The 15,548-nt window shown below is 52.5% G+C and carries 16 protein-coding genes; 3 read left to right on the plus strand and 13 right to left on the minus strand.

The genetic code is table 11. The features are described 5' to 3' along the window. Positions 1-3: 3 nt before the first annotated feature. The 4 genes from rpsS to ACR0L3_RS19410 form a co-directional block, all read right to left on the minus strand. Positions 4-282: a 30S ribosomal protein S19 gene (rpsS, locus tag ACR0L3_RS19395; RefSeq protein ID WP_005980699.1), complete on the minus strand. Its 279-nt coding sequence runs from the start codon at positions 280-282 to the stop codon at positions 4-6. A gap of 3 nt (positions 283-285) precedes the next feature. Continuing rightward, positions 286-1,128, minus strand: a complete 843-nt coding sequence (gene rplB / locus ACR0L3_RS19400) for a 50S ribosomal protein L2 (RefSeq protein ID WP_008757664.1) — start codon at positions 1,126-1,128, stop codon at positions 286-288. A 230-nt stretch (positions 1,129-1,358) separates the two neighbouring features. Continuing rightward, positions 1,359-2,918 (minus strand): alpha/beta hydrolase, encoded by a 1,560-nt coding sequence (locus ACR0L3_RS19405; protein ID WP_480747431.1) that lies wholly within the window; start codon positions 2,916-2,918, stop codon positions 1,359-1,361. 424 nt (positions 2,919-3,342) lie between these two features. Then, positions 3,343-4,227 carry a DMT family transporter gene (locus ACR0L3_RS19410; RefSeq protein WP_480747432.1) on the minus strand — a complete coding sequence of 295 codons (885 nt, stop codon included), beginning with the start codon at positions 4,225-4,227 and terminating at the stop codon, positions 3,343-3,345. A gap of 300 nt (positions 4,228-4,527) precedes the next feature. Between ACR0L3_RS19410 and ACR0L3_RS19415 the strand changes: the two genes are divergently transcribed. Both ACR0L3_RS19415 and ACR0L3_RS19420 read left to right on the plus strand, forming a co-directional pair. Beyond that, positions 4,528-4,737 carry a YjiS-like domain-containing protein gene (locus ACR0L3_RS19415; RefSeq protein WP_480747433.1) on the plus strand — a complete coding sequence of 70 codons (210 nt, stop codon included), beginning with the start codon at positions 4,528-4,530 and terminating at the stop codon, positions 4,735-4,737. Positions 4,738-4,836: 99 nt separating this feature from the next. Further along, on the plus strand, positions 4,837-5,781 hold the full coding sequence (locus ACR0L3_RS19420; RefSeq protein ID WP_480747434.1) for a class I SAM-dependent methyltransferase: 945 nt from the start codon (positions 4,837-4,839) through the stop codon (positions 5,779-5,781). Between the two features lie 42 nt (positions 5,782-5,823). On the opposite strand, the gene ACR0L3_RS19425 is transcribed toward ACR0L3_RS19420, so the two are convergent. The 7 genes from ACR0L3_RS19425 to ACR0L3_RS19455 all read right to left on the minus strand — a co-directional run bounded on the left by ACR0L3_RS19425 (position 5,824) and on the right by ACR0L3_RS19455 (position 10,692). After that, positions 5,824-6,456, minus strand: coding sequence for a hypothetical protein (locus ACR0L3_RS19425; protein WP_480747435.1), 633 nt, complete (start codon positions 6,454-6,456; stop codon positions 5,824-5,826). Positions 6,457-6,542: 86 nt separating this feature from the next. Further along, positions 6,543-7,577: a fatty acid desaturase gene (locus ACR0L3_RS19430; RefSeq protein ID WP_480747436.1), complete on the minus strand. Its 1,035-nt coding sequence runs from the start codon at positions 7,575-7,577 to the stop codon at positions 6,543-6,545. 167 nt (positions 7,578-7,744) lie between these two features. After that, positions 7,745-8,041 (minus strand): 50S ribosomal protein L23, encoded by a 297-nt coding sequence (locus ACR0L3_RS19435; RefSeq protein WP_008757532.1) that lies wholly within the window; start codon positions 8,039-8,041, stop codon positions 7,745-7,747. Continuing rightward, positions 8,038-8,655 (minus strand): 50S ribosomal protein L4, encoded by a 618-nt coding sequence (rplD, locus tag ACR0L3_RS19440; protein WP_480747437.1) that lies wholly within the window; start codon positions 8,653-8,655, stop codon positions 8,038-8,040. The genes ACR0L3_RS19435 and rplD overlap by 4 nt, the downstream gene beginning before the upstream one ends. Next, positions 8,652-9,377 carry a 50S ribosomal protein L3 gene (rplC, locus tag ACR0L3_RS19445; RefSeq protein ID WP_170328778.1) on the minus strand — a complete coding sequence of 242 codons (726 nt, stop codon included), beginning with the start codon at positions 9,375-9,377 and terminating at the stop codon, positions 8,652-8,654. Before rplC ends, rplD begins: the two co-directional genes overlap by 4 nt. Positions 9,378-9,395: 18 nt before the next feature. Continuing rightward, positions 9,396-9,710, minus strand: a complete 315-nt coding sequence (rpsJ, locus tag ACR0L3_RS19450; protein ID WP_008756422.1) for a 30S ribosomal protein S10 — start codon at positions 9,708-9,710, stop codon at positions 9,396-9,398. 253 nt (positions 9,711-9,963) lie between these two features. Beyond that, entirely contained in the window at positions 9,964-10,692 is a 729-nt protein-coding gene (locus tag ACR0L3_RS19455; RefSeq protein ID WP_480747438.1) for a sulfotransferase, read from the minus strand. A 262-nt stretch (positions 10,693-10,954) separates the two neighbouring features. On the opposite strand from ACR0L3_RS19455, the gene ACR0L3_RS19460 reads away from it, so the two are divergent. Then, positions 10,955-11,800, plus strand: coding sequence for an enoyl-CoA hydratase/isomerase family protein (locus ACR0L3_RS19460; RefSeq protein ID WP_480747439.1), 846 nt, complete (start codon positions 10,955-10,957; stop codon positions 11,798-11,800). A gap of 243 nt (positions 11,801-12,043) precedes the next feature. Here the strand turns inward: ACR0L3_RS19460 and ACR0L3_RS19465 are convergent, their stop codons facing one another. Together ACR0L3_RS19465 and ACR0L3_RS19470 are read right to left on the minus strand one after the other, a co-directional pair. Next, positions 12,044-13,288 (minus strand): cation:proton antiporter domain-containing protein, encoded by a 1,245-nt coding sequence (locus ACR0L3_RS19465; protein WP_480747440.1) that lies wholly within the window; start codon positions 13,286-13,288, stop codon positions 12,044-12,046. A 269-nt stretch (positions 13,289-13,557) separates the two neighbouring features. After that, entirely contained in the window at positions 13,558-15,384 is a 1,827-nt protein-coding gene (locus ACR0L3_RS19470; protein WP_480747441.1) for an amidohydrolase, read from the minus strand. Positions 15,385-15,548 lie beyond the last annotated feature (164 nt).

The following is a 15,548-nucleotide window of genomic DNA, read 5'->3' on the forward strand; positions in this document are numbered from 1 at the left end:
GACTTACTTCCGCTTCGCTTTTTTGTCTGCGGCGTGGCCATAATAGGTGCGGGTCGGCGAGTATTCACCGAACTTCTGACCGATCATGTCTTCCGAGACGTTGACGGGAATGTGCTTCTGGCCGTTGTACACACCAAAGGTCAGACCCACGAACTGGGGCAGAATGGTGGAACGACGCGACCAGATTTTGATGACTTCGTTGCGGCCCGACTCGCGCGCTGCTTCGGCTTTTTTCAGCACGTAAGCATCGACGAAAGGACCCTTCCAAACAGAGCGAGACATAGATTAACGTCCCTTCTTCTTGGCGTGCCGCGAGCGGATGATCAGCTTCTGGGACGCTTTGTTCTTGTTGCGGGTACGCTTACCCTTGGTGTCCTTACCCCACGGCGTAACCGGTGTACGGCCACCCGAGGTACGACCTTCACCACCACCGTGTGGGTGATCGATCGGGTTCATTGCAACACCACGAACCGACGGGCGAACGCCTTTGTGGCGCATACGACCGGCTTTACCGAGGTTCTGGTTCGAGTTGTCGGGGTTGGACACGGCACCAACGGTGGCCATGCATTCCTGACGGACCATGCGCAGCTCGCCCGAGCTCAGACGGATCTGAGCGTAACCGCCATCGCGACCAACGAACTGAGCGTAAGTACCGGCCGCACGTGCGATCTGACCGCCTTTGCCAGGCTTCATCTCGATGTTGTGGACGATGGTACCAATGGGCATGCCCGAGAACGGCATTGCGTTGCCCGGCTTGATGTCGGCCTTGGCGGATGCCACGACTTTATCACCAACAGCCAGACGCTGCGGAGCCAGGATATACGCCTGCTCGCCGTCTTCGTATTTTACCAGTGCGATGAATGCGGTCCGGTTCGGGTCATATTCGATCCGCTCGACGGTTGCCGCGACATCAAATTTATTCCGTTTGAAGTCAACGATCCGGTAGAGACGCTTTGCGCCACCGCCGCGGCGGCGTGAAGTGATCCGTCCGGTGTTGTTCCGGCCGCCCGATTTGGTCAAACCCTCTGTGAGAGACTTGACCGGACGTCCTTTCCAAAGCTCCGAACGGTCGATCAGCACCAGCCCGCGCTGGCCCGGCGTCGTCGGCTTGTACGACTTGAGTGCCATGCTTTCTGTCTTCCGTTTAGCAAGTGCAGGGAGTTTCCCCGCTATGTGATAGGCCCCCGTAGGTGCCAAGGGTATAGGGCCCCGAAGGTCCCCGGTTAAAAATATCAGAGGCCCCGGAACGAATCCGAGGCCGCAAGATTGGGAGCATGTAACAGGGTTGGGGGTAGGTGTCTATAGGGGGAGAAACATTTAAGACTCCATCTACAATATCTGCCTTCGCAGTCTAATTCCTAATTCGCCAGTATCCCGAACCGTCGACCACCATAGGCTCGAGGGAAAATCGATGTTCTGGTGGGGGGGTTGTCCTTCAAGAGCGAAAAGATATCCGTCAAAACAGTCCGACTTGTACTTACGTAGGCGTGAGAAAATCCGCCTAGGTCGAGATCATTTACCAGTACCGTATCCATTCCATTCATCACATAAGTCGGAGGCGTAACACCCACGCGTGGAAAACTGTGCAGCCAGCCTGACGCCCGCAGTGCTTGGTCTTTGTCAGACACATATGATGTGGTTCGCGTTGAATACTTAACAGCGTGCTTACCCTGATTTGGCATAATAGCCGTTTCAATATCTGCAGCAGCCAAGACCAATTGGTGCACCGATTTAAGAACGCGTGAGCGTCCGTTTGAGAGCACTTCAATAGTACCCAGTAGACATCTACAACCCATGCTATGCGCGATAATGTTCACACCGCCCTTGTCTGTTTGGGCTACAAATTGTTCAATAAAGTCAGCAAGCATATACTTGCTCGCTTCGCTGCTTGCCTCATCGGCGGAGTATTTTAGGAATTTACCTTTTGACGGCCAACTAAAAAGACCGATTCCTTGACCAATTTTGAGATCGAACCCAATTTGCGCCGCCCTTAAGACAGCATCCTCAAACGAGTTGTTGAAACCGTGAACAAAAATCGTTGGCCTAGCCCGTACCTTCATTTTCAAGGAAGACGCCCTCAAATGCTCGAAAAACAGGGCTTGATTCAGCGCAATTAAATTCTCGATTCTTAGGCGATCATCGCTTTTGTTTCGCAGTCTTTTCCACAATCGAGATCCAATCGAGCCCTTCGGTCCACCGACCTTATGGTCTTCCGGGACTATCACTTCACACAGGCCATAGCTCAATTCAGAATTGAGGTTTCCATCAAACCCAACCAACGCACCTCTTTCAAAAACCGGTGACCTGTTTGTCCCAAAGAATACGTCGTATTTGTTCTTCGAGGTTTTCTTGTCATCGGGTGCGCCAGAAGAAGCATCTGCTCTTTTCATCGATTGGCCTGTAGTCTCAGAAATCGATGCTTCATAGTTTGCTTTAGAAGAGAACACTTCGTATCGAGAGCTACTCAGTTCTTGTATTTGATTGCTTTGTAGTTCAACTGATATGAAAATAGCCTCGGATACACTGGCCTCACCAAACCTAGCTCCGTCCAAAGCAGAGTCTTCGAACACAGCTCGGTCGAGAATAGAGTTTTCGAAGTTAGCGCCCTCGAGAACAGCGCGAACAAATTTCGCACTAGTAAAATTCGAAAGTGACAAATTAGAGCCGGCCAAATCTGCGTCAGCGAACTTACCTTTGGCGAAATTCATCCCAGAGAGATCGGCCATCCGAAGATTGGCGCCGCTCAGATCGATCCCTTCGAAGTAACGTGACGTTTTAGGATCATCCCGAAAATCTGGAGGAAGCAAATCGAAGAAACGCACACCAGATAAATCGGGCTCAAAGTCTACTCTTTTGCGGCGCTTATTCCATCTCGAAACGCCTTCCTGCAACCATTTTACGTGCCATTCATCTGCCACGAAAATCTCCAAGCTTATCAAATCTCTACAATATCGCCGACAAGCTTGCCTCTCGCAATCAGTGTGTCAACATAAAACCCTGCTCTTTTTAGCTGAGCTCAGCGTCTGTTGAACTTCGCAAAAGCCACAACAAAAAAACCCCGCTTTCGCGGGGGCCTTTATCTCTCTCCAAAGATGGGTCCTATCCGAGACCGGTGGACACGTCGATGGTGTTACCCTCTTTCAGGGTCATATATGCTTTTTGACGTCTTTCTGCTTGTGAGCACTAAGCACGGGACAGGGACAAAGGCCGGCGCGCCAGCGACGGCCCGTCCCGGCGGGCTGGCACCTGCGGTTAGAAAGGTTGGGTGTGGCCGCCTTTAACCCCGATACAATTTTCCAGAACCAACTAAGGAGGGCCTTAAACCAAAGAGAACGCTGCAAACTACCGCGCGTATTTGGCATCTATGAACACGGCAGCAAAGAAAACGATAGCGCCAATTGCTGTAAAACTGGAGATGCCTTGGCTCAGGAACAGCCATGCCCAAAGTGATCCCCAGAACACTTCGGATAGTGAAATCATCGCAAATTCAGCGGCAGACACAAACTTTGCGCCAAGGGAGAATAGTAGAAATGTTGTGCCGGTTAGACAAAAGCCCACAAACATCATCGTTGAAGCTACTGAAAAGTCTCCTGAGAAACCTTGGCCCATCAGAGCCAGAAAACCGATCCCCCAGACGATACCAAGGCCTCCGCCCAAAAGCATTGCCGGGCGCATGTCGGTGGCTTTCCCCGCACGAAGCGATACCGAGAAAACGGCATAGGTGATTGATCCGCACAAAGCAGAAATGTCACCGTATAAGTGTCCTGGCCTCGAATCTTCCAAATCGGCCCTACCGCCGAAAGCAACAAAACAGATGCCTAGGATTGCCAACGCGATCGCCAAAAGCGTGGCCAACGTCAACCTTTCGCCCAGAATAAACCAACTTAGAAGCGCCGAAAACATTGGCGCGATAGAGAAGAACAACAATGTCCGGGCGACGGTCGTGTGATGGAAAGAGTACATTGAGAATACGAGCGCCAGTGAGATAGACAGCCCTGCGCAGAGGCCTGGCATACCAACGTTGTGTATCACGCGCGGCAATGGCTTAGCGCGATCAAAGGCCAAAAGACACAGAAAGAAAAAGAATACGCCGATACAGCGGTAGGCAAGCAATTCGGCGGGACTTGTGAAATCGAGCGAAGCAACAACTGACCCTGTGGGTGAAACCACCAGTGCCCCGATCAGAACAAGAGCTATACCCCCACGGTGACCTTCAAAAAAGCGCATCAAAGACCTTTAAAGAATTACCCTTTCAAAAAGCTACTTCAATAGTCGTAAATTTCTCAAGCCAGTGCGTTAGAATGAGCGCGTATAAGTTGTACGTAAAGATAAGGCGGTCAACTGTCGAGATGCACGGCGCTGGATTTTGACTCCCAAGCAATCCGAGAGATTGAGCAATTCATTCCGCTGGTCACTATTAAGCCTGCGACCATTCATTAACGAACATTAAGATTAGGGAAACATTAAGCCTATCAACGCTCCCCATCTGTTTTTCACAAAGTTTGGTTTTTGGAGGAGTAAGTAACGATGGCCTACATAGATCTAGAGTCAGGTAACAGTTTTTTCCCACGGTTTTTCGCCTCATCCGAGGAAAGAAAAGCTAAGCGTGAGAAAAAAGCGAAATACAAAAGACAGCTCAAAGAGCTGGGTTCTATGACGCACAAGGACCTGAGGGATCTGGGCTATTCCAGAGACGAACTCAGACACTCAATTCGGGACCATTACTTCAACGGCTGAGGGCCTAGAAGGCCAACTTTCAGACCCCGGTATGACTGACGGCATTCTGTGTAGTGCCTTCCGTAAAATTTGGCCAAATGCTTCACGGGAGGAATTCCGATGTATGATCAAGTTCAAACTGATGTACGAAACTCAACCGAACTTTCGCGCATTGAGTTGATAAAACAGGGCTTAAAAGCCGCTGACCGTAGTTTGCGGGATCAAGTTCAGACTTGGGAAGCTTATACCAACGAAAAAGCAGACGTTGCTCGCGATTTGGTTCGCAGCGTCAAGCCACTTTTGCGCGAACGCTCAAGTGATCAACCGTTTCGGACGCTGTCGATAGGGTCAAGTGAGGAACCGCAGTTTCAGCTGCTGCACGCCCTGTCTGACGGTGGGATGTGGTTGTACGACTGTGACCCTGGGGCATTGGATGAAGTGAGCGCACGCGTCGAAAGAACCCTTCTTGACGATGTCCATCTGGTAGAAGGTGATTTTCTTCATGACTTTCAAACTGAAGACGTCACAAAAACAACCGTGAAAGAGCGTCTGAATGGAGCAACTTTTGACCTGATTACGCTACACCACGCGCTGTACTACTGTCGAACCGAAGACTGGCCGAACTTGGTGCATCAGCTTTATACCCACCTCTTGAACGCACCGGGAAAAATGCACCTTGCGCTGATGTCACCTTCGACGGATCGACCTCATACAACAACCTGGCTGTACAATCGGTTTGCTCAAAAGTTTTGCGGAACACGCAATACTCAGAACCTGCTTGAGCTTCCAGAACAGTTGATCAGTTTGCCTGGTGGGCAGGAATTGCAGTTCTCGACACACAGCAGTGCCGTTAGATGCCGCCCTCAAACCTTTGAAGATCTGATGGCGGTCGTGTGGATGATTATGCTCTATCCGCATGTTCACGACTTTAATATCGGTCAGAGGGTTGAGATCACCGAATTCGTGTTGGATGAGTTCTGGCTGCCCGGGCGTGATCTCGTGCAAGAACAGGACTATTTGACCATCTCAAAACCACCGCAGGACTGGCAAACTTATTTGGGGTGATCCAAGCCCTTTTGGAAACTTGGCTGAGTTACAAATTGCCATTCATCCCAAAGACCGTCTGCGGCACAGCGGCTCGGATTCCACCGCGATCCGCTGCCGGCGTTTGATATGGCCCAGCACATCGCGAAAGGCGCGGTGTCTGGGCTTGCCTTCCAGATAATCCGCCAGTTTGAGCAGGTTGATCGGGTGCTTCGCAATCAACGCCTCAATCCGCTGCACCGCGTCATCCAACTCATAGTGGTCCACGTACTGACTGGCCACCTGCGTGGGCGTCAGCAAGCAGTAATCTTGCGGGCGTTTCTCGGTATAGCGCGCAATGTCGAAGGGCGACGCGCCGAGGGCGTGGAACTTGGGGATGAGCACGCGCATATCGGCCTCGGCTTGCTCCAATACCGTGCCGGAGACTTGTCGAAACCCCAGCGGGCCGAGCTTGCCGACCACGTGCTTACGCATCGCCGGAGAGATCATGTCCACATCCGCCCGGTCGTATTTCAGATCATCAAAAACTGACAGCAACCCCAGCTTCTCGTCGGCGATCTGAAAATAAGGCTCGGCACTGAAAGCGCGCATCTGTTGCAGCACCTTTGCACACACAGTTTCAGGGTCTGAAACAAAATCAGCCCCTGCGGGTTGAACCGCCGAGGCCGTGAATAGTTGCAGTAAGCGTCGGATCACGGTCCAGCCCTCACATCGATTGTGTTACCCTCTTACAAGGTCACATATACTTTCCTGTGTTTAATCAAGCCCGGGGTTCGAACCCCTTATTGATACTGCGCGCGGGCCTCGGCGAAGGACAAGAGGCGACGGTGTTTTTCGTCCCACAGGTGCAGCCTCGCATTGGCAAGGCTTTCACGGATGGTCATCTGGTTGCTATTTGCCAACTCGTCATGGTCGCGCAGTACCTCGGTCAGACGATAGAACGGAATACGGCTGTATAGGTGGTGCACGTGGTGAATTCCGATATTGGCGCTGAACCACTGAAACACGGACGGCAGGACATAGTGCGAGCTTCCGTGTAGGGCCGCCTCGTGCAGTTGCCAGTCTTCATCAGAGTCCCAATGAGTATCCTCGAACTGATGCTGCACATAGAACAACCATACTCCGGCAGTTGCGGCAATCAGGGTTGAGGGCAGAAAGATCAGCAGCACCGGCATCAGACCGCCAAAATAATAGATGGCCGCGAGGGCAATCAGAATAGCGATATTCGTACCCATCGCGCTGACCCAGAACTTGACGCTGCCGGTCAGGCCCAGCGGGACGCGATTCTGAAACAGAAACAGATAGCCGGGTCCAAGGACAAACAGGGTGATGGGGTTTCGGTAAACACGGTACCAAAATCGGTTCAAGGGCGTCTTGGACTGGTATTCGGCGACCGTCAGGGTATGGATATCGCCCATTCCCCGTTTGTCCAAATTGCCTGAACTGTTGTGATGCGTAGAATGCGTGCGGCGCCAGACATCGTAGGGCGTCAGCGTCAGCACGCCAATCACCCGCCCAACCCAGTCGCTGACCATCCGGTTCTTGAAGAAAGCCCCATGCCCGCAGTCATGCTGGATTGCAAAGAGCCGCAGCAGGAAAGCCGCATTGAGGACGGCAATTACAAAAGCCAGCCAATAGCTGACCGACAAGGACATCCAGGACAGCGCCCAAAGCACAAAGAAGGGGATAATGCTGACGCCCAGCTCGAAGGAACTGCGCCACTGGTTCGGTTCACGGTATTTGGCAAGCGTCGAAACCCAATCCCGCGCAGCGGTCACATCCGGATTTTTCCGGGTCGAGAGAGAGGGTTTTGTCATACGCCTGCCATGTCTTTTGTTTGTTGAAAACCGGATAGACTACCGCTCCGGCATAGCAAGCGATTAATGCAAAACACGATTGTTTCGCGCTTAATTTTTTGTGTCGCTGCTAAAGAAAAACCCCCGCTTTCGCGGGGGCCTTTATCTCATCCCAAAGACGGGTCCGATCAGAGACCGGTGCTTACGTCGATGGTGTTACCCTCTTCCAGGGTCACATATGCTTTTTTGACGTCTTTCCGACGACCCAGCTGGCCGCGGAACCGCTTGACCTTGCCTTTGGTCACGGTGGTGTTTACCGCTTTGACCTTCACACCAAACAGCGCCTCAACGGCCTCTTTGATCTGCGGCTTGTTGCTGTCGATCGCCACTTCAAAAACAACCGCGCCGTTTTCGGACGCCATGGTCGACTTTTCGGTGATGATCGGCTTGCGGATCACGTCGTAGTGTTCTGCCTTCGCGCTCATTTCAGTCGAGCCTCCAGTGCTTCGACAGCCGCTTTGGTGAGCACCAGAGTGTCACGCTTGAGGATGTCATAAACGTTTGCACCCATCGACGGCAGGATATCCAGACCTTCGATGTTGCGCGACGCCTTCAGGAACCCTTCGTTCACGGTCGCGCCGTCGATGACCAGAGCGCGTTTCCAGCCCAGGTTTGCAACCTGTTTGGCCAGAGCGGCGGTCTTGCCTTCGGCTTCGGCGTTCTCGATCACGACCAGTTCACCTGCCTTGGCTTTTGCCGACAGAGCGTGGCGCAGGCCAAGCTTGCGGAACTTCTTCGGCAGATCATGACCGTGCGAACGCACGACGGGACCTTTGTAGATACCACCACCACGGAAGATCGGCGCGTTGCGGTCACCATGGCGTGCGCCACCGGTGCCCTTCTGGCGATAGATCTTCTTGGTCGAGTAGCTGGTTTCCGAGCGGGTCTTGACCTTGTGGGTGCCGGCCTGCGCGTTGTTGCGCTGCCAACGGACCACACGGTGCAGGATGTCCGCGCGCGGCTCGAGACCGAACAGCTCTGCATCCAGCTCGATGTTGCCGGCTTTGCCGCCGTCCAGTTTGATTACATCAAGTTTCATGCTTCACCACCTTCCGCGGGTGCTTCTTCCGCAGGTGCTTCGGTTGCAGCCGATTTCACAGCAGCCGGGAAAGGCAGGCCTTCCGGTGCTTTCTTCTTGACGGCGTCCTTGACGGTGACCCAGCCCGATTTCGGTCCGGGAACGGCGCCTTTGATGAAGACCAGGTTCCGGTCGGCGTCGGTTTTGACGACTTCCAGGTTCTGGGTGGTTACACGGGCAGCACCCATGTGACCGGCCATCTTCTTGCCTTTGAAAACCTTGCCCGGGTCCTGACACTGACCGGTCGAACCGTGCGAACGGTGGCTGATCGAAACACCGTGCGAGGCGCGAAGACCACCGAAGTTGTGGCGCTTCATTGCACCGGCAAAGCCTTTACCGATCGAGGTACCCGAAACATCAACTTTCTGACCTTCCAGGAAGTGTTCTGCCGAAATCTCGGCGCCCACATCGATCAGGCCATCTTCGGAGACGCGGAACTCGGCCAGCTTACGCTTGGGCTCAACCTTTGCAGCGGCATAGTGACCGCGCATGGCCTTCGAGGTGCGTTTTGCCTTGGCAGCACCGGCGCCCAGCTGAACGGCGGTGTAGCCGTCTTTGTCAGCGGTACGCTGTGCAACGACCTGCAGGTTGTCCAGGTGAAGAACGGTTACAGGGATCTGCTTGCCGTCTTCCATGAACAGGCGGGTCATGCCGACTTTTTTAGCGATAATACCAGAGCGCATGAATAATACCCTCCGATCTTACGACTGCAGCTTGATCTCGACGTCCACACCAGCAGCGAGGTCGAGCTTCATCAGCGCGTCAACGGTCTGGGGGGTCGGATCAACGATGTCCAAGAGACGCTTGTGCGTACGGATCTCGAACTGGTCGCGGGATTTCTTGTCAACGTGAGGGCCACGGAGAACCGTGAACTTCTCAATCTTGTTCGGCAGCGGGATCGGGCCGCGCACGTTCGCGCCGGTCCGCTTGGCAGTGTTGACGATCTCTTGCGTGCTGGCATCCAGAACGCGATAGTCAAATGCCTTCAGCCGAATACGGATGTTTTGGCTTTGCATATTAACAGCCTTTTATCAGGCGTTGAGGTTGAGAGGAGGACAGACGCGCATCGCCAACCCTCATCGAACCCAAAAGGCGGGAATCACCCCGCCTTGACGTTCCTAGTGAGAACTCGCGCGTATTAGTGGGGTTGGCGGGGTTTGGCAAGGGGGAAACGCCAAGGGCCTTCTGCTTGGCCTTGATCAAATCGAATGTCCGGGGAAACGCAGCCCTGCGGTCCGAGAAGCTTTAGTGAACCCGTCGCTGCACCGGTCAATTCTGCCGAAACCCGGCTTCTTCGAGCGAGATTGGTCTCTTGCCCAGCCCCAACTGCGCCTTGTTGATCTTTTTGAGGTTCTCCACCGCAACTCTCCGTCTTTGCGTCGTCGCATTTTGATGCGGGAAATTCAGGTCCTCGACGGATCTATTTGTTGCAGCGGCAATGGCATTCAAAAGTTCCGGGCTGCCAATTTCGGCATCAATGAGCTGATCACTTGCGTCTTGTTCGTTGAAATAGGTCCGAACCTCTTCCAGATGAGAAGTGTACCGAAGCAAAAAATGCTGTTCAAAACCATGCGGAAACTCAGTTCCATATGTTTTTTGCCGGATCGCCTGCGTTCGCGTATTCAACGAATATCGCTTGACCGAGTCCAACCATGCCTCGGGTGATCTTCGGCGCGTCAAAATGAACGTGGCATTTCGACCGAGTGTCTCCAGCAACTGGCGATACAGAAAGGGCCATGGCCAGTCATCAAACGCATCATTATCGTTGATTGCCTTGATGATTCTTGGGCCGATACCTCCCTTATCAAAGTATTCGTTCAGGAGCTTACCAGAGTACCCATGCGTCTTATATCCAAGGCTAGCCATCAATCCGTTTATGGACGTTGTCCCTGTTTTTGTTAGCCCGATACAAAAGTACTTCATATTGCCCTCGTCGACATTGGCAGCCCTTCTTGTCTCCTCTGAATCCAATGCCGAGGCAAGCTGTAGCCAACGCACTCAGCGATAGCACTAAAGCAAATGGCTCGTTTACCGGTTGAGCGATCAGTTCAGCGTTGAAGCCGACGTTGTCGAATACGAAAAGAATTATACCTTATTTCTAAAAACTGAAATCCTATTTGCGCCATTTATTTACAAAAACTATCCAATAAATTGTCTTTCAGGTGCAGCGATCCCCAAACACTGCTTCACCATTTTAGTAACCGCAACGTTCATTGCTGTTCCTTTCTGAGCAGTGAAACGCGACAGACGAGGACTTCTTATGAAGTACGAAAACTTCACGACCTTCGACGTAAAGGTCGAAAACGCAATCGCTACAGTCACTTTTGATTTTGGTTCCGTCAATGTGCAGGGTCAGGAAATGCTGGCCGACCTGAACAGTCTGGCTATGCGTCTGGAACGCGACCGCAACGTCAAAGTCGTTGTGTTCGAGTCTGCAAACCCGGAAATCTGGGTCTGCCACTATGACACCGAACTGCTAAAAGATATGTCGACAGATGCCGTATCCCGAGATGAGGCTCAACTGCTGGATCTGCAAGCTGTCTGCGAACGCATTAGCCGGGTGCCGCAAGCGACAATCGCGAAGCTGGAAGGGTTCGCCCGAGGTGGCGGCCATGAACTTGCTTTGGCGCTGGACATGCGGTTTGCGGCCCGCGGTAAGTTCAAGTTCATGCAAATGGAAGTTGGAATGGGGATTTTACCCTGCGGTGGAGGCGCCTCACGGATGGCGCGTCAGACCGGATTGGGCCGAGCCCTGGAAATCATCCTCAGCGCGCAAGACTACGACGCAGACGATGCCGAACGCTTTGGAACCATCAACAAGGCTTTGGAACCTGAAGAAATCGGGCCTTTTGTCGACGCTCTTGCAAACCGCATTGCGCAGTTCCCTGCGGAATCCATCAATGCCTGCAAACAGATGGTTTATGAATCCATTGATAAACCTATAGATGAAGCCTTAAAGGCCGAAGCCTATTGGCTCTACCAAGCGACGAGCAAAACCCCAGCGGTCAAGCGCTTCACAATTGCCGATGAACAAGGGCTGGAACACGACATCGAAAACCAGCGCAACTGGAACGAACTGGTCATGAAGGTTCAGGACATAAACTAGCTGTTCCTTCGGAACCAGAGATTGGTCACCTAGGATTTTCAGGTGACCAATCACCGAACAAACCTGGTTGAATAAATAGAGATCCAGACATCGATCAGATTGCGTCGCGCGTTTTTCGAGCAACGAGGTTAACTCGATTTGGAGTCTCAAATCGTTGTTTGACGGCAGACGCTCTGGTCATTCCATCACAGTGCCGACCGCCTGATGCTTTCCCTAAAACACCAGCAACCCAGCAACCCGTCGTTAGCTTTCGGCTGGTTCCACCTTCGCATATCGCGGCGCGATGACCTTGTCGTAGAAAAGAAAGAACAACGGCGTCAGCACCATCGACAACGCGACGACAATGATCAATGTGTTCGCCATATCTGCGCTCAGCACATGGGTTGCAACCGAGAACGACAGCAACACGAAACCAAACTCTCCGGCTTGCGCCATTCCTAGCGCAAACAGCCAGTTATTTGCGCCGGATACGCCAAATAATCGACCAAGAGCGAATAGGACCACAGCCTTGATAGCCATCACGCCAATAGTCAGCGCGATAACCAAACCCATGTGGTCAACCATGTACCTAAAGTTCACCGAGGCACCGACGCTGACGAAAAACAATCCCAGGAACAGCCCCTTGAACGGTGTAATTTCCTTTTCAAGGGCAGGACGATACTCGCTGTTGGCCAGCACGACACCGGCGATGAACGCGCCAAGTGCTGGAGTTAACCCTACTACCATCATCAAGACGGCGACACCGACAACAATGGTTAGGGCCATGGCCGTTAAAAGTTCGGGCAGCTTGGCAGACTCAACGTATCGGAACACAGGGCCCGTCAAATAAGACCCTCCGACTATGACCAAAATGATCGAGCCGAGCGTCACAAACGCTCTGAGCCAGTCTGGCAGACCTTGAACAAGGTTTAACGAAAAACCGGAACTTATCGAGGGTCCATGACTGACGCTGCTGACACCAGACGCCGCAAACTCCGGCATCGCCAACAGAGGCAGCAAGGCGAGAATGGGAATCACCGCAATGTCTTGCATGAGCAAAACGGAAAAGCTGGATTGCCCTCCGCTTCCCATAAGCAATCCCTTTTCGTGCAGAGTTTGCAGCACGATCGCCGTGGACGACAACGAAAAGATCAAACCAATTGCCGCACCTACCTGCCATTTTTGACCCAAGGCAACAGCCAAACCCATGATCGCAAGTGTCGTGCAGATCAGTTGCAATCCACCCAGTCCCAGCAACCTGCGCCGCAAATCCCACAGCTTTTTTGGTGCCAGTTCCAAGCCAATCAGGAACAGCATCATGACAACACCAAATTCGGCGAATTGCTCCAGGTTTTCTACGTCGACGTTAAGTGCGACCAGTGTTGAGCTCAGCAACATACCCGCAATCAGGAACCCCAGAACCGAGCCCAGCCCAAGCCAAACTGCGATCGGAACAATGGCAATTCCGGACCCGAGGAGGATAAAAGATAAAAGAAGAAAGTTTTCCATTTAGTTTCAAATTTTTTTCTTGCAGTGCGTCGTACAAAAGCACCGCTTCAGCGTAAGAGTTTACTGACTTTGAACCATACCACCAACCCTGCAGAAACAAACCACAGCAACGGTGGTCACTCGATGCTTTTCATTCAGGCACTTACGATGACTGAATAGTAACCGTTGCTAATAGCAATCCGCAGCCGCCTGTAATCTCAGTAACATCAACCTTGTTTTCGGGCAGAACCGTCCAATTACAACCATAAATTGGGATCATAAGTCTCGGGTTAATTCTGGGACAGCCACGGCTTCTCGACCTTCATGCCTTGATACACTGCATGCAAAAATAGATGGGCAACCACGGGATCACTGGAAAACGGTGAGAACTGCAAATTGCCCTCTCTGACGCCCTCTTCGGCTTCGTATATCACCTCGTCGCCCTTTATAGTTACAAGCACTTTGAGTTCCGCCAAAGTCTCTGGGTCGACCGATATTGGGTCATCCGAAAGGATTACAAAATCCGCAACCTTGCCAACTTCAATCGAACCCTTTTCATCCTCTTCGAAATGCTGCCAAGCAGGCCATAGTGTCATGGCTTTCAAGGCCGTCATCACATCGACCCTCTGATGAGGGCCCAAAATGTCACCGGACCGAGTACGGCGGGTGACCGTCGCTGCAAGAACACGCATACTGTCCGGAAAAGCAACCGGGGCATCGTGGTGGGTTCCAAACATCATATCACGCTCACGCAGCCATCCTGTGGGCGAGATGTTGTCGGCGTTAACCGGACCGACAGTGTGATCCCGGTGCCAGTCGCCCCAGTAAAACGTATGCATCGGGAAAAGCGACGGAAAAACGCCCAGGCGTTTAAAACTGGCGACCTGATCCTCTCTTAGAAACTGTCCGTGAATTAGAACAGGACGGTTCCCTGGATCGCCATATTTTATTTGCGCTTCCTCAAGTGCTGCAATCAACATGTCAGACGCGCCTTCCCCATTCGAATGTACGAGGATTTGGAAGCCGTTTTCATAACACCAGTTCACCGCGTCTTGCAGTTGCTCCATCGTGATGGCTGCATATCCAGCATACCCGGCGGCATAGTTTCCTACCGGATCGTAGTAGGGACGATCCCTCAACGCCGTAAATCCCTGTGGCGATCCATCGATTGTAAGTTTACAGCCCCCTACCCGAACCCGATTGTCGTAATCCGCAGAGGTGTTTGCGCCAATGAAATCTCTCGCCTCCAGCACATCCGGGAAAGCTACTACATCGATGGGAAGCCCTTCTTCTGCAGCAACTTTCCTGAGAACTTCGACGATTTCACCGGACGAGCGGCCTTCTTGTCCGGTCGTATATCCAAACTTTGCCCAAAGATTGGTTCCAGCTCGGGCGAAAGCTGCCAAACCCTCTTCACCCAGATTTCCCAGTAAGGGCACAAGTACAGAAAAGAACGCGTACTCTTCCAGCACTCCGTTTGGCTCACCGGCGTCATCGCGTTGGATCACCCCACCCGGAGGGGCTTCTGAAGCGGCCGTGATACCGGCCAATTCCAGTGCCTTGGAATTTGCGACCCCCAGATGACCAGATTGATGAATGATAACAACAGGCAAATCCTCAGACACCATGTCCAACTCTTGCCGTGTAGGATGACGTAGTTCTTTTAGTTGAGCGTTGTCGTAGCCAAAACCAATTATCAGTTTTACCTGCTCAATTGCTTCCGAGTTTTCCGACGCCCAGTTGGACAAAGTTGATTGCAGGCTCGCGATATCGACGACTTCCCCATCTGGCGGCGCAAGAAGGTTGGCGGACAAAGCTTGTAATCCACCCATAACGACATGCCCGTGGCTGTCAACAAACCCCGGCAACATTGCGCGCCCGCTCAGATCAAAGGTTTCTGTTACATCACCCTGATGCGCAGACAGATCAGAAAGCGATCCGACCGCAAGAATACGCCCGTCTTTGACCGCGACTGCTTCTGCAGACGGCGCTTCGTCATTCATTGTGACTATCGGCCCACCTAGGTAAATCCGATCCGCAATTTCTTGCGATGACACCGAGGTAGATGAGAAAGCAATTGCTGCGACCAGACAAATTGAATGCTCTGAGAAGTTCATCTTATGACCTCGTTCCTATTGCAATATCTCAATACAAACGAGGTTAGCATCACCGTCAGCATATCCGAAAACGAAAAAAGGGCGTCCCGAGGGACGCCCTTTCCATAGATATTCGCTGGTGCGAATTACTCGATGATTTTCGAGACAACGCCGGCGCCGACGGT

Source organism: Ruegeria sp. CK1, assembly GCF_056536545.1.

Bases quoted from the DNA above. Each gene is read 5' to 3' on its own strand.
- rpsS (WP_005980699.1), bottom strand. From the start codon at position 282: ATGTCTCGCTCTGTTTGGAAGGGTCCTTTCGTCGATGCTTACGTGCTG.
- rplB (WP_008757664.1), bottom strand. From the start codon at position 1,128: ATGGCACTCAAGTCGTACAAGCCGACGACGCCGGGCCAGCGCGGGCTG.
- ACR0L3_RS19410 (WP_480747432.1), bottom strand. From the start codon at position 4,227: ATGCGCTTTTTTGAAGGTCACCGTGGGGGTATAGCTCTTGTTCTGATC.
- ACR0L3_RS19415 (WP_480747433.1), top strand. From the start codon at position 4,528: ATGGCCTACATAGATCTAGAGTCAGGTAACAGTTTTTTCCCACGGTTT.
- ACR0L3_RS19420 (WP_480747434.1), top strand. From the start codon at position 4,837: ATGTATGATCAAGTTCAAACTGATGTACGAAACTCAACCGAACTTTCG.
- ACR0L3_RS19430 (WP_480747436.1), bottom strand. From the start codon at position 7,577: ATGACAAAACCCTCTCTCTCGACCCGGAAAAATCCGGATGTGACCGCT.
- ACR0L3_RS19435 (WP_008757532.1), bottom strand. From the start codon at position 8,041: ATGAGCGCGAAGGCAGAACACTACGACGTGATCCGCAAGCCGATCATC.
- rplD (WP_480747437.1), bottom strand. From the start codon at position 8,655: ATGAAACTTGATGTAATCAAACTGGACGGCGGCAAAGCCGGCAACATC.
- rplC (WP_170328778.1), bottom strand. From the start codon at position 9,377: ATGCGCTCTGGTATTATCGCTAAAAAAGTCGGCATGACCCGCCTGTTC.
- rpsJ (WP_008756422.1), bottom strand. From the start codon at position 9,710: ATGCAAAGCCAAAACATCCGTATTCGGCTGAAGGCATTTGACTATCGC.
- ACR0L3_RS19460 (WP_480747439.1), top strand. From the start codon at position 10,955: ATGAAGTACGAAAACTTCACGACCTTCGACGTAAAGGTCGAAAACGCA.
- ACR0L3_RS19465 (WP_480747440.1), bottom strand. From the start codon at position 13,288: ATGGAAAACTTTCTTCTTTTATCTTTTATCCTCCTCGGGTCCGGAATT.
- ACR0L3_RS19470 (WP_480747441.1), bottom strand. From the start codon at position 15,384: ATGAACTTCTCAGAGCATTCAATTTGTCTGGTCGCAGCAATTGCTTTC.